Here is a 12,506-nt window from a genome sequence, read left to right as displayed (position 1 = left end):
CGTCACCTGCCCGCACGGGGCGGCGCCGACGCCGGTGCAGGCGCAGCCACGAACAACGCCGGATCGGCGACGATTACGCTCGGCGCCACATCGCCCGTGCGGGTGGCAACAAACGGCGTCCGGTAGACCGTTCCTTGAGTGCCGCACCCGTCGCTGAGGATCGTGCCGATCTGAAGGCCCTTCAGTGTGCCGTCGGGCTGCGGATCCCATGACCAAAGACGTGTCTCGTCGTCGCGGCCGGGCTTGTCGGTCTTTTCGCAATCCATCGGTGCCTGCAGCGTCGTCGTGCCCTGCCAATGACCGTCGGCAAAATGGACGACACTTGTGGTCCCGGTGCCCTCTTGTTGGTTGGATTCGGCCAGCTCGGACCCTGCGGCCACGCAGCCGGACGGCGTGCACACCGAACGGAAAGCCCACCACTCGTTAACCGCGGCGCCAAGGCCGGTCACGACGCCGTTGATCGTCTGATTCTGCAGATCGAAGTCCAGTCGGTAGGTGCCGTCGAGAACGGGTCCCGCGACGTGGGGGGCTGGCGTCGACGGGGCGATGGTGGCTGTCGCCGGGTCGGCGATGGCGACGCCGGTCGGCACGTCGCTGACGCGCGTCACCACGACCGGGGCCAGGGCCACCTGTCCTTGCACGCCGCATTCGTTGGTCAGCGCGGTGCCAGTCTTGGTGCCTCGAAGCGTGCCGTCGGGCTGTGGCTGCATTGACCAGGTCAGCATGACGGTGTTGGCGCCGGCGACGACCTGACCGTTTGGACCAAGGCAACGCGGCTGGTCAAGTTGGCGCTGCACGGGCGCGGATTGCCATTGGCCGTCGACGAAACGGTAATCGGCTGACTGGGCCGGGGTGTGGGCCACCTGCGGGTTCTTGGCGTCGAGCTGGGTCGCGGTGGCAACGCATCCGGTGGACCCGCACGACGAGTGAAAGGCCCACCAACTGGTGGTGTCGGAGGTGTGCACGGCGTAGGGCGCCCCGTTGATCGTTTGCTTCTCGTAGTCGTAGTCGAAGCGGTACGTGCCGTCGAGCATTGCGGGCGGCCGGGGTGGCGGGTTGGCCGCCGGCGCGGACGCGGTGTTGGCTGCCGGGGCGGAGGCTGTGTTCTTTGCCGGCCGCAGCAGGTAGCCGGCGACGCCGATGACGGCAACCAACGCCGCCGCTGTGCACCCTGCGAGAAGAATGCGGGATCGTGTGCGGCGCTTTCCGGCGAACGGCACCAGGGCCGCGATTTGAGTTCGGGGTTCCGTGATCGGCACGGCGACCGTGGTACGAGCCTCGGTGAGGCGCTCACGGCCCGCGTCTGTCCCGGCACTTTGGGCGAGAGCTGCGGCGAAGTCGCTGCACCGCTCGAACCGCTCGGCGGGGTCCTTCGCGAGAGCCCGCGACAACACCTCATCGAGGCCGGCCAACTCCGGACGCCGATCGCTCAGCTTTGGTGGTGGCGAGGTGAGGTGTCGGGTGATGACGGCCACCGGATTGGAATGCTCGTACGGCGGGGCGCCGGTGAGAAGGTGAAACGCAGTGGCAGCCAACGCGTACTGATCGGCGCGCCCATCGATGTCTTCCCCCATCAACTGTTCAGGCGCGGCGTAGGCAAGAGTGCCCACCGTGAAATTGGTGACTGTAAGCCCACTGACGTCAGCGAGTGGACGTGCAATACCGAAGTCGGCCAACAAGATTCGTCGTTTGCCGCCCTCGGGTTCGGTGACCAATATGTTTGCGGGCTTGACGTCGCGATGCAACAGGCCCCGGCTGTGGGCGTAATCGAGTGCGGCAGCGACAGCGGTGACGATGTCGCAAACATCCGGTATCGGCATCCCCGCCGGATAGCGGTCTTTGACCAGGTGCGCGGCGTCGGTGCCTTCGACGTAGTCCATCGCGATCCAGAGATGACCGTCGAACTCGCCGCGATCGTGAACCGCGACGATGTTCGGGTGCCAAAGCGCGCCGGCCAGGTCGGCTTCGCGCTGGAACCTCTCCCGGAAGTTGGCATCTGCCGTTATTGCCTCGGAGAGGACTTTCAGCGCATCACGGCGTGGCAACCTCGGATGCTGGGCGAGGTACACCTCGGCCATCCCGCCGGCGCCCAGCGGTCGCAGGATGATGTACCCCGCGATAGTCGTCCCAGCCGCCAGTGACATGCGCGGATGGTACCGCTGCACAGCAGCGGGGGAGGACCCTATGGGCGGTGCGCATGCGCCGCTGCCCGGTGCGAAGCGCCCGACTAATCGTCAGGGCGCTTCGCAGGCCGGCTTCGTAGGTTTATACGTCGTAGTACAGGGCGAACTCGTACGGGTGCGGCCGGATCTGCACCGGCAGAATCTCGTTCTCCCGCTTGAAGCTGATCCACGTCTCGATCAGGTCGGGCGTGAAAACGCCTCCCTCGGTGAGATATTCGTGGTCTTCTTCTAGCCGGTCGATCACCGCGGACAGCTGTGTCGGTGCCTGCGGGATGTTGGCGGCCTCTTCCGGAGGAAGTTCGTAGAGGTCCTTGTCGACCGGCGTCTGCGGCTCGATCTTGTTCCGGATACCGTCGAGGCCGGCCATCAGCATGGCTGCGAACGCCAGATACGGGTTACCCGACGAGTCGGGGCAACGGAACTCCAGGCGCTTCGCCTTCGGGTTGGAGCCGGTGATCGGGATACGCACACACGCCGAGCGGTTGCGCTGGCTGTAGACCAGATTGATCGGCGCCTCGAAGCCCGGCACCAGACGCTTGTAGGAGTTCACCGTCGGGTTGGTGAAGGCCAGCAGCGACGGGGCGTGGTGCAGCAGGCCGCCGATGTAGTGCCGCGCGGTGTCGGACAGGCCGGCATACCCGGTCTCGTCGTACATCAACGGGTTGCCGTCTTTCCACAACGACTGGTGGGTGTGCATGCCGGAGCCGTTGTCTCCGAACAGCGGCTTGGGCATGAACGTGACCGTCTTGCCCTCGGCCCACGCGGTGTTCTTGACGATGTACTTGTACAACTGCATGTCGTCGGCCGCGTGCAGCAGCGTGTTGAACTTGTAGTTGATCTCGGCCTGGCCGCCGGTGCCCACCTCGTGGTGGCCCTTCTCCAGCGAGAAGCCCGCGGTGATCAGGTTCTGCAGCATCTTGCTGCGCAGGTCGACGTAGTGGTCGACGGGAGCAACCGGGAAGTAGCCACCCTTGGGGCGCACCTTGTACCCGCGGTTGGGGCTGCCGTCGCGCTCGGTCGGTTCGCCGGTGTTCCACCACCCCGAGATCGCGTCCACCTCGTAGAACGATCCGTTGGTGCGCGAGTCGAAGCTGACCGAGTCGAAGATGTAGAACTCGGCCTCAGCGCCGAAGTAGGCGGTGTCGGCGATGCCGGTGCTCTTCAGATAGTTCTCCGCCTTGCGCGCGACGTTGCGCGGGTCCCGCGAGTACGGCTCGAGGGTGAACGGGTCGTGCACGAAGAAGTTCAGGTTCAGCGTCTTGGCTTGAGTGAACAAGTCGACGTGCGCCGTGTCGGGGTCGGGGAGCAGGAGCATGTCGGACTCGTGGATCGACTGGAAGCCGCGAATCGACGAGCCGTCGAAAGCCAACCCTTCTTCGAACACACTGTGGTCGAAAAAAGAGATCGGAATGGTGAAGTGCTGCATGATGCCGGGCAGGTCGCAGAACCGCACGTCGACGAATTCGACGTGCTCGTCCCTGGCGAGTTTGATGATGTCATCGGCCGTGTTTTCGGACACCGAAGCGCTCTCCTTTGCTGCGAGCTTCGAAACAACTGTGGTTGAGAGAAAAGCGTTCCGTTACGTGGCTGTAACGGATCGCCCGGTCAGACGCTATGGACGCGGTGCCACCTGAGTCAAACCCCGTGTTACATCGACGTTACGTGGTGTCGTGTTCCGCGGTTTTGCCTGGCCAGCACTCACCTTATTGTGGGGTGATGGCCAGTAGTGACGGACCTCAGCTTTCCGATTCAGGCCCGTATCCAGGCCAGGCCTACGGGTTGCCGGAGGATGGGCCCGGTTCGCTGGTCGGGATGGGTCGACGGCTGGCCGCGCTGGTCGTCGACTGGCTGCTCGCCTACGGCCTTGCCGCCCTCGCCATGACATTGGGGCTGATCTCCCAACAGGTGCTGTCGACGGCGATTCTGGTGATTTGGCTGGTGCTGGGCGTGCTGGCGGTCAGGCTGTTCTCCTTCACCCCTGGCCAATACGTGCTGGGCCTGCGGGTCGCCTCGATCGACCAGAGGCTGCATGTCGGGATAGGCCGCGCGGCGGCACGAGGAGTGCTGATTGCGTTGGTGATACCCGCGTTGTTCGTCGACGCCGACGGACGCGGCATTCAGGATCGGGTGACCGCCACCGCCGTCGTCAGAAGGTGACCTAGCGCCGCCGCACCGTCCGCTGCACGCCGCGCATCTTCGCCGTACCCGGCAGCGGACCCTTGGGCATCGCGGCGGTCCCCGCCCGCGAACCCAGCGCGCTCAGCCGCGACTCCAGCGAATCCATCTGTTTGACGGTGATATTCGCCGGCAGCCGGGTGAGGTGGCGCTCCAGCTTGGCCAGCGGCACCTCACCGTCGCCGTTGCCGACGATGACGTCGTAGATCGGCACGTCGCCGACCAGTCGCGCGGTGCGCTTCTTCTCTTGGGCGAGCAGCGGTTTGACCCGGCTCGCCGAGCCCTCGCCGACCAGGATCACGCCGGGCCGGCCGACCACCCGGTGCACGGCGTCGAAATGTCCGGTCGCCGCGACACCGGGGGTGACGCGCCACTTGCCGCGCAGGTTGTCCAACGCCCAGGCGGCGGCCCCGGTCTGACCGTCGGCCTTGTTGTACACCGATCGCTGCGCGCGGCGGCCGAAGATGATGAACGCCACCAGCGCGCCCAGCACGACGCCCAGCGCGGGCAGCGAGATCAGGGCGAATCCACCGGACCACACGCCGACGGCCACGCCGATGCCGACGATCAGCAGGAATGCGCCGAGCATGTAGGGCAGCAGCCGCTTGTCCTCTTGGCGCTGGACGGTGAACGCCTGCCAGAGCTGACTGCGGCGCTCCTTGGCGGCAGCCTTGCGCGCCGCTTTCGCCTCAGCTCTGGCGGCCTTGGATGGTTTCGCGTCGCGAAGTTTGGCCATCAGGTCAGGATACGGTTCGCGCCTGCACGACCTGTTGGTAGAGCCGTCCGGCCCGGTACGACGAGCGCACCAGCGGACCCGCCAGCACGCCCGCGAACCCGAGTTGCTCGGCGAACTCGGAGTGCTCGACGAACTCCTCCGGGGTGACCCAGCGGTCGACCGGGTGGTGTCGCGCCGACGGTCGCAGGTACTGGGTGATGGTGACGATCTCGCACCCGGCGTTGTGCAGATCGGCGAGCGCGGCGCGCACCTCGTCGGGTGTCTCGCCCATGCCAAGGATCAGGTTGCTCTTGGTGACCAATCCGAATTCCCTTGCGGCGGTGAGCACGTCGAGGCTGCGCCGATAAGTGAAGGCGGGGCGGATGCGCTTGAAGATGCGGGGCACCGTCTCGACGTTGTGGGCCAACACTTCCGGCCGCGACTCGAACACCTCACGCAGCTGATCCGGGTCGCCGTTGAAGTCGGGAATCAACAACTCGACGCCGGTGGACGGGTTGAGTTGCTTGATGGCGCGCACGGTTTCGGCGTACAGCCACGCGCCGCCGTCGGGCAGGTCGTCGCGGGCCACCCCGGTGACCGTGGAGTAGCGCAGGCTCATCGCCTGCACGCTCTCGGCCACCCGCCGCGGCTCGTCGCGGTCCAGCGGCGCGGGCTTACCGGTGTCGATCTGGCAGAAGTCGCAGCGACGGCTGCATACCTCGCCGCCGATCAGGAAGGTGGCCTCGCGGTCTTCCCAGCATTCATAGATGTTGGGGCAGCCCGCTTCTTCGCACACGGTGTGCAGACCCTCGCGGCGGACCAGTCGTTTCAGCTCGGTGTACTCCGGCCCCATCCGCAGCCGGGTCTTGATCCACGGGGGCTTCCGCTCGATCGGGACCTGCGCGTTACGCACTTCCAAACGCAGCAGTTTCCGACCTTCGGGTGCAACGGACACGCTGTCGATGCTACGCGGAGGGTGGGCTAGGAAGCCGTAACAGAGTTGAGGGTCACGGCCAGGCGGCCGTCCAACGCATCGCACACCGCATCGGCGACGGCTGACCGCACGTCGTCGACCGAAACCCGGCGGCAGAGCTCGGCCGAGATCGACGTCACCCCGGCGTCGCTGATGCCGCACGGAACGATGGTGCTGAACGCGTCGAGGTCGCAGTCGCAGTTCAGCGCAAACCCGTGCAGCGTGGTCGCCCGCGACACCCGCACCCCGATGGCGGCGACCTTGCGCGCCGGCCGGCCACCGTCGGCAGGCAGCCAGACTCCGGATCGGCCGTCGACGCGGCCGACGTGCAGACCCAGGTCTGTGCAGACCTTGATCAGCGATTCTTCAATCCGCCGAACGTAATTGACCACATCGAGCGGCTCGGCCAGCCCGATGATCGGATAGCCGACGAGCTGTCCGGGGCCGTGCCAGGTGATCTTGCCGCCCCGGTCGGTGTCGACGACCGGGGTGCCGTCGGCGGGCCGCTCGTGCTCCGACGTGCGACGGCCCGCGGTGTACACCGCCGGGTGCTCGAGCAACAGCAGCTTGTCGACACCGTCGACCGCCCGGGCATCGGCCAACTCCTGTTGCAGTTTCCAGGCGACGCGGTACTCGACGGTCCCCAGCTGGCGGATGTCGACAGCAGCGGTGCTCGAGCGGATCGAACTCACTCCGTCGACGCTACAACCTCAACCTGGCCGGCACCTGGTAGCGATCACGCGACGTCGCGCGTCGCGGTGGCGTACCGCAATGCCTCACCGACGGTCTTGTGGTGAAACTCGAAACCGGTCGCCTCCAGCACAGCCGGTATCGCGCGCTGCCCGGTCAACAGCGTCTCGTCGGCGAACTCGCCCAGGGCGGCGCGCACGGCGAACCCCGGCGCCATCAGTCGGGTCGGCCGGTTGACCGCGCGTCCCAGCGCCGCGGTGAACTCGGCGTTGGTGACCGGCGCCGGGCCGCTCACATTTACCGGCCCGGCGAGCTGCTTGTCGAATATCGCGCACTGCAGCGCGCGGACGGTGTCCTCGAGGCTGATCCAGGACATGTACTGACGGCCGGTTCCCAGGCGCGCACCCAGGCCGGCCGAGAACAGCGGTCGCAACCGCCGCATCGCGCCACCTGACGAGGCCAGTACCACCCCGGTGCGGGCCAGCACCACGCGCGCGCCGGCATCCCGGGCGGATACGGTGGCGGCTTCCCAGTCCTGACACAGTCGGGCGAGGAATCCTGCTCCCGCCGAGGCGGTTTCGTCGACGGCGCGGTCCTTGGTGTCGCCGTAGTAACCGACGGCGCTGGCGTTGACGAGCACCCCGACCCCGGCGTCGGCGACCGCCGCGGACAGCACTTCGGTCGGGGCGATCCGGCTGTCGCGCAGGTTCTGCTTGAACGCCCCCGACCAGCGTCGCTGCCCGACGTTGATACCGCACAGATTCACCACGGCGTCGACTCCGTGCAGCGCGCCCGCGTCCAGCTCGCCGCCGTCGGGATCCCAGTGCAGCTCACTGGCATTCGCCGGCGCGCGGCGTACGATGCGCAAGACGGTGTTGTCCGCGGTGCGCAGTGCCGTGACCAGAGCCGAGCCGATCAACCCGGACGAGCCTGCGATCGCGACGGTAGCGGTCACGATTCAAGCCCCCTAAAGGCCGAGATCGGCCTCGAACGCGCCTTCTTCGAGCCGATGTCTGATGGTGGTCAGGAAGCGCCCGGCATCCGCGCCGTCGATCAGCCGGTGGTCGTAGGTCAGCGGTAGGTAGCAGATCGACCGCACCCCGATTGATTCGCTGCCGGTGTCGTCGACGACCACCCGGGGCCGCTTGACGATCGCCCCGGTACCCAACATCGCGGCTTGCGGCGGCACCAGGATGGGTGTGTCGAACAGCGCGCCCTGGCTGCCGATGTTGGTGATGGTGAAGGTTCCACCGGACAACTCATCGGGCTTGAGGTCACCGGACCGCGCGCGGGCGGCGATGTCGGAGATCGCCCGCGCCAACCCGGCCAGCGACAGGTCGCCGGCGTTGTGGATGACAGGGGAGAGCAGGCCCTGTTCGGTGTCCACCGCGAAGCCGAGATGTTCGGCGTCGTAGTAGGTGATCTCTTTGGTGTTTTCGTTGTAGCTGGCGTTGATGTTCGGGTGGGCCTTCAGCGCGTCGATCGCGGCGCGGGCGATGAACGGCAGGAAGGTCAGGTTCACGCCCTCGCGTTCGGCGAACGAGGTCTTGGCCCTGTTCCGCAGAGCAACGATCCGGGTCATGTCGACCTCGTGGGTCTGGGTGAGCTGCGCGGTCGCCTGCAGCGACTCCCGGGTCTTATTGGCCGTGATCTGGCGGATCCGGCTGGCCTTCTGGGTGGTTCCGCGCAGATGGGCCAGCGCGGGTGCTGGGGCGGGCGCGCTCGGCTTCGCCGCCGCCGGTGCCTGCGCGGCGGGCGCGGGCGCAGCCGGTGCCTTCGCTGCTTGGGCCTTCTGCTCGGCGGCCGCCAACACGTCCTGTTTGCGGATACGGCCGCCGACGCCGGTTCCGCTCAGCGTGCTGAGGTCGATGTTGTTGTCGGCGGCCAGCTTTCGGACCAGCGGTGTCACATAGGGAGCGCCGGTCTTGTCGGCGGCCGGGGTGGACTCGGCCTGTGGCTGCGGCGCGGGCTCGGGCGCGGCCTGCGGAGTGGGTACCGGTTCGGGCCTGGCCGCCGGCCGGGGCGCGGGTTGGGGGGCCGGCTCAGGCGGGGCCGGTGGGGCAGCCGGCGGCGTGGGTGCGGGCGCCGGCTCCGGGGCCGCTGTGGTGGCGCCGGTGCCGATCCGGGCCAGCTCACCGCCGACCGACACCGTGACGTCCTCCTCGGCGGTGATGCTGATCAGCGTGCCCGCGACCGGCGAGGGAATCTCGGTGTCGACCTTGTCGGTTGAGACCTCGACCAGCGGCTCGTCAACATCGACCGCGTCGCCGACCTGCTTCAGCCAGCGGGTCACGGTGCCCTCCGTGACGGACTCGCCCAGTTCGGGCATCAGCACCGGCTTCGAATCGCCGCTGGAGCCCGCCGAACTGGCGGCCGGCGGCGGCGCCTCGGCCGTCGGTGGCGCCGCGGGTGCGGGTGCGGCTACCGGCTTCGGTTCTGGTTCCGGCGCTGCCTGTGGGGCAGGTTGCTCACTGGGTTGCTGCTCGTTGCCGCCCTGGCCGCCCTCGGCCGCGTCACCGATGACGGCCAGCTCACCGCCGACCTCGACGGTGTCGTCTTCGTGGGCGACGATCTTGGTCAGCACTCCCGCTGCGGGCGAGGGGATCTCGGTGTCGACCTTGTCGGTGGACACTTCCAGTAGGGGCTCGTCGAGCTCGACGGTGTCGCCTTCTTGCTTGAGCCAGCGAGTTACGGTTCCCTCGGTCACGCTCTCACCGAGTGCCGGCATCTGCACGGAGAAGGCCATCTCAGTCGACTCCTCGATCGGTCGGTCGGTGGGCGCGGGACGACCTCCGGCTTACCACAGCGCGGTGGAGAAGAAGTTGCACCCGGGATTACCGCAACCATCCTGTCATTGCGACCCGGCCCGCACACACCCAGGGCAAGCCGTCGACGGCGCCGTTCTGCGCACCGCGGCGAGCGGCATCCGACCATCCTCGGCTCGCCACAATCGATATCGCGTCCAATTTGTTGGACTTCGAATCCGGCGGTGCGGATATAAACGGTTACTCGGGCCGTTCGCAATAGGCATTTAACGCAATTCGGATTTCACAATGCCGAAAAACTGGATATCTTGTTCCTCGTGTATCCCGATGACAGCGGCAAGGAACTTGCCACCGTGCTCTCCTACCTGGCCGGTCGTTCTCTGAGCAGGGAAGAGATCTGGACAGCGATGGAACTCCCACGATCCACTTATTACGACCAGTTGGACAAGGGAACCCTCATCACCGCGGACAACCTGCGCGTGGCCGCCGCAAACCTCGGTATCAACCGGGCTGAGCTGCTGACCCGCTACCGGTTCATCGAACCGGAAGAGGTCACCGCGCTGGCCGAGGAAATCCGTGGCGCCGGACCGCTGCACGCGGCCGGTGGCAACGGCACCGTCAAGACGCTGCAACCGCCGACGAAGATCGCGGAATGGCGGCCCCGCCAAGACGCGCCCCCGCTGTAAGCCTCTCTCTGCGAGTACTGCTGTGGCACTTACTTTTCTCCTCTTCGTCACCCTGGCATCGGTGTCGTGGAGTCTGTGGATCCGGCGACTCACCTGGCACTGCCGCTGGGAAGTGGCCGCCACGCTCAACATCGCCCTCCAGGGTTTTGCGGTCGCGCTGATGTCGCCGTTGGCCGCCAACACGGTCGGTGTCGCCTTGCACAAACTCACCGGCGAATGGAATCTGCAGAACTACATCGGCCACGACTGCTACATCGTCGCGGCGTCGGCGATCGTCTACAACGCGGTGGGCCGGGTCGCTGACGACCACGCGCTGCAGGCATCGTTCAAGCAGTACGTGGAACGCCCCGCGACACTGTGCATTCCACTCCTGCTGGCGACGTTCACGCTCAGCCGGGGCAGCAAGACCTACACCCGGGACTTCTTCGCGCTGCCCACCGACTTCTGGTTGAGCGTCTACTGGGTGTTGTTGTGCGGAACTCTTGCGTACTTGCTCGTGTTCGGCTCTCGGGCGCTCCTGGTGCTGCGGAAGGATCCGCGCTCGAGCACCATCGCCACCTTCTATCTGGCCGCCTCGGCCAGCGGTGTGCTGGCGTGCGCTGTGCGGATCATCACCGCGCTGGTCCCGGTGTTCCAGGGTTCGCTGACCACCGCGCTGGTGTGGTTCTTCGCCTGCAGCTGTGGGGCCGGCTTCGCCCTGACTTCGGCGCACTCCTGGCAACAAAAAGTCAGGTGGTTCCAGAAGCCGTCGGTCCGCAGCTAGCCGTTGGCGGCAATGTCCTCCAGCACCGCGAACATGGTGCGAACCGGTACGCCGGTGCCGCCCTTCGGGGTGTAGCCCCACGGACCGCCGGTGTTGTACGCCGGTGCCGCGACGTCGATATGCGCCCAGTCGACGCCGTCGGCGACGAACTCGCGCAGAAACACGCCGGCCACCAGCATTCCGGCGAAGCGTTGCCCGCTGACGTTGGCCAGATCGGCGACGGTCGACTTCAAATCGTCCTTCAACTCTTCGGGTAACGGCATGGCCCAACCGTTTTCGCCCACCCGCTGCGAGATCGCCGCGACCCGGTCGCGGAACTCGTCGCTGCCCATCACGCCAGGCGTACGCGCTCCGAGCGCCACGGTCTGCGCGCCGGTCAGCGTCGAGGTCTCGATGAGGTAGTCGGGGTGGTCCTCGCACGCCCGCACGATGGCGTCGGCCAGGATCAGCCGCCCCTCGGCGTCGGTGTTGAGCACCTCCACCGTCGTCCCGCCGTATTGGGTGAGCACGTCGCCCGGTCGCTGGGCGGTCGACGACGGCATGTTCTCGGCCATCGGGACGGTCGCGGTCACATCGATCGGCAGCTCGAGCTGGGCGGCCAGCGCGACGGTCGCGATGACCGCAGCGGCACCGCCCATGTCGGACGTCATGTAGTGCATCGACGCGGCCGGCTTGATCGATATGCCGCCGGTGTCGAAGGTGATGCCCTTGCCGACCAAAGCGACTCGCTTTGCCAGTTTCGGCTTTTTGGCCAGCCGCGAGCCGCGATGGGTCAACCGCACCAGCCGCGGCAGCCGCGACGAACCCTTGCCGACGCCGATCACGCCGCCGTAGCCCTGCTTGTCCAGTGCCTTATCGTCGAGCACCTCGACGTCGAGTCCTACCGACTCACCCAAAGCCTTTGCGCGCCTGGCGAATTCGGCAGGGAACAGGTGGCTGGGCGGAGTGTTGACGAAATCTCGGGCAGTGCCGACGGCCGTCGCGACCGCGGTGGCGTGAGCGGCCTGCGCCTTGGCCGTCTTGGCGGTGGACAAAACGGTGATCGCTTGCAGACCGGCGTCTTTGGGTGCTGTCTTGTCGGTGCGGAACGCGGTGAATCGGTAGCCGCCCAGGATCAGACCCTCGACCGCCGCCTCCACGACGCCGTCGCCGGGTAGCTCGGTCAGCGTGGTGATGACGGCCTCGGCGCCACCCAGCGCGCGCGCTGCCGAACCGGCCGCCCGCCGGATCACGTCGGCCGGCCACTCGGCGCGCGGCTTGCCCAAACCGACCGTGAGAACGCTGGCGACCGGCAGGGACTTCACCACCAGTCGGTGTACTTGCTCCGCAGAACCTGTCGCGTTGAGTGCGCGCAAGCCGTCTTCGATCTCGCCGATGGCATCTTTGGTAAGCAGGGACTCAGCGGCGACGGACGCGCGCGGTTCCGCCTTCTTGTCCTCCGGGCCCGTCGACACCACCGGAACGATCAGCACCGCCGAGCCGCTGCCGCGCCGCGGCAGCGAGGAGGCGACGGAGACGGTGGGGGCCAGGTATCCCGGTTGTGTGCTCACGGGGAT

Annotated in this window: 11 protein-coding genes; 3 read left to right on the top strand and 8 right to left on the bottom strand. The window is 67.0% G+C overall.

Annotated features, from left to right (window positions below; translation table 11 throughout):
• Positions 1 to 2: 2 nt before the first annotated feature.
• Together G6N27_RS06195 and glnA are read right to left on the bottom strand one after the other, a co-directional pair.
• Positions 3 to 2,144, bottom strand: a complete 2,142-nt coding sequence (locus G6N27_RS06195) for a serine/threonine-protein kinase (RefSeq protein ID WP_163775549.1) — start codon at positions 2,142 to 2,144, stop codon at positions 3 to 5.
• 121 nt (positions 2,145 to 2,265) lie between these two features.
• Complete coding sequence (glnA, locus tag G6N27_RS06190; RefSeq protein ID WP_163775548.1) at positions 2,266 to 3,702, bottom strand: type I glutamate--ammonia ligase; 1,437 nt, start codon at positions 3,700 to 3,702, stop codon at positions 2,266 to 2,268.
• Positions 3,703 to 3,899: 197 nt separating this feature from the next.
• Between glnA and G6N27_RS06185 the strand changes: the two genes are divergently transcribed.
• A complete protein-coding gene (locus G6N27_RS06185; protein WP_163775547.1) occupies positions 3,900 to 4,340 on the top strand; it encodes an RDD family protein in 441 nt (146 codons plus the stop codon).
• Position 4,341: 1 nt separating this feature from the next.
• Here the strand turns inward: G6N27_RS06185 and G6N27_RS06180 are convergent, their stop codons facing one another.
• The 5 genes from G6N27_RS06180 to sucB are packed head-to-tail and all read right to left on the bottom strand — an operon-like array spanning position 4,342 to position 9,482.
• Positions 4,342 to 5,094, bottom strand: coding sequence for a DUF4191 domain-containing protein (locus G6N27_RS06180; RefSeq protein ID WP_163775546.1), 753 nt, complete (start codon positions 5,092 to 5,094; stop codon positions 4,342 to 4,344).
• A 4-nt stretch (positions 5,095 to 5,098) separates the two neighbouring features.
• Positions 5,099 to 6,028: a lipoyl synthase gene (gene lipA, locus G6N27_RS06175; protein ID WP_163775545.1), complete on the bottom strand. Its 930-nt coding sequence runs from the start codon at positions 6,026 to 6,028 to the stop codon at positions 5,099 to 5,101.
• Between the two features lie 26 nt (positions 6,029 to 6,054).
• Positions 6,055 to 6,738, bottom strand: coding sequence for a lipoyl(octanoyl) transferase LipB (lipB, locus tag G6N27_RS06170; RefSeq protein ID WP_163775544.1), 684 nt, complete (start codon positions 6,736 to 6,738; stop codon positions 6,055 to 6,057).
• A gap of 44 nt (positions 6,739 to 6,782) precedes the next feature.
• Positions 6,783 to 7,694: a TIGR01777 family oxidoreductase gene (locus G6N27_RS06165; protein WP_163781428.1), complete on the bottom strand. Its 912-nt coding sequence runs from the start codon at positions 7,692 to 7,694 to the stop codon at positions 6,783 to 6,785.
• 9 nt (positions 7,695 to 7,703) lie between these two features.
• On the bottom strand, positions 7,704 to 9,482 hold the full coding sequence (gene sucB, locus G6N27_RS06160) for a 2-oxoglutarate dehydrogenase, E2 component, dihydrolipoamide succinyltransferase (protein ID WP_163775543.1): 1,779 nt from the start codon (positions 9,480 to 9,482) through the stop codon (positions 7,704 to 7,706).
• Positions 9,483 to 9,818: 336 nt separating this feature from the next.
• Here sucB and G6N27_RS06155 point away from each other — a divergent pair, with 336 nt between their 5' ends.
• On the top strand, positions 9,819 to 10,187 hold the full coding sequence (locus G6N27_RS06155; RefSeq protein WP_163775542.1) for a hypothetical protein: 369 nt from the start codon (positions 9,819 to 9,821) through the stop codon (positions 10,185 to 10,187).
• Positions 10,188 to 10,209: 22 nt separating this feature from the next.
• Complete coding sequence (locus G6N27_RS06150; protein WP_163775541.1) at positions 10,210 to 10,950, top strand: hypothetical protein; 741 nt, start codon at positions 10,210 to 10,212, stop codon at positions 10,948 to 10,950.
• Here G6N27_RS06150 and G6N27_RS06145 read toward each other — a convergent pair.
• Complete coding sequence (locus tag G6N27_RS06145) at positions 10,947 to 12,500, bottom strand: leucyl aminopeptidase (protein WP_163775540.1); 1,554 nt, start codon at positions 12,498 to 12,500, stop codon at positions 10,947 to 10,949. The two genes, G6N27_RS06150 and G6N27_RS06145, sit on opposite strands and share 4 nt — an antisense overlap.
• Positions 12,501 to 12,506 lie beyond the last annotated feature (6 nt).

This window comes from Mycobacterium cookii (genome assembly GCF_010727945.1).
GTDB classification, from domain to species: domain Bacteria; phylum Actinomycetota; class Actinomycetes; order Mycobacteriales; family Mycobacteriaceae; genus Mycobacterium; species Mycobacterium cookii.
The sequence above is the reverse complement of the archived record's forward strand: the minus strand, read 5'-3'. Positions and strand labels throughout refer to the sequence as shown.

Excerpts from the sequence above, each read along its gene's own strand:
- sucB (WP_163775543.1), bottom strand. The coding sequence starts at position 9,482 with ATGGCCTTCTCCGTGCAGATGCCGGCACTCGGTGAGAGCGTGACCGAG.
- G6N27_RS06180 (WP_163775546.1), bottom strand. The coding sequence starts at position 5,094 with ATGGCCAAACTTCGCGACGCGAAACCATCCAAGGCCGCCAGAGCTGAG.
- G6N27_RS06195 (WP_163775549.1), bottom strand. The coding sequence starts at position 2,144 with ATGTCACTGGCGGCTGGGACGACTATCGCGGGGTACATCATCCTGCGA.
- G6N27_RS06185 (WP_163775547.1), top strand. The coding sequence starts at position 3,900 with ATGGCCAGTAGTGACGGACCTCAGCTTTCCGATTCAGGCCCGTATCCA.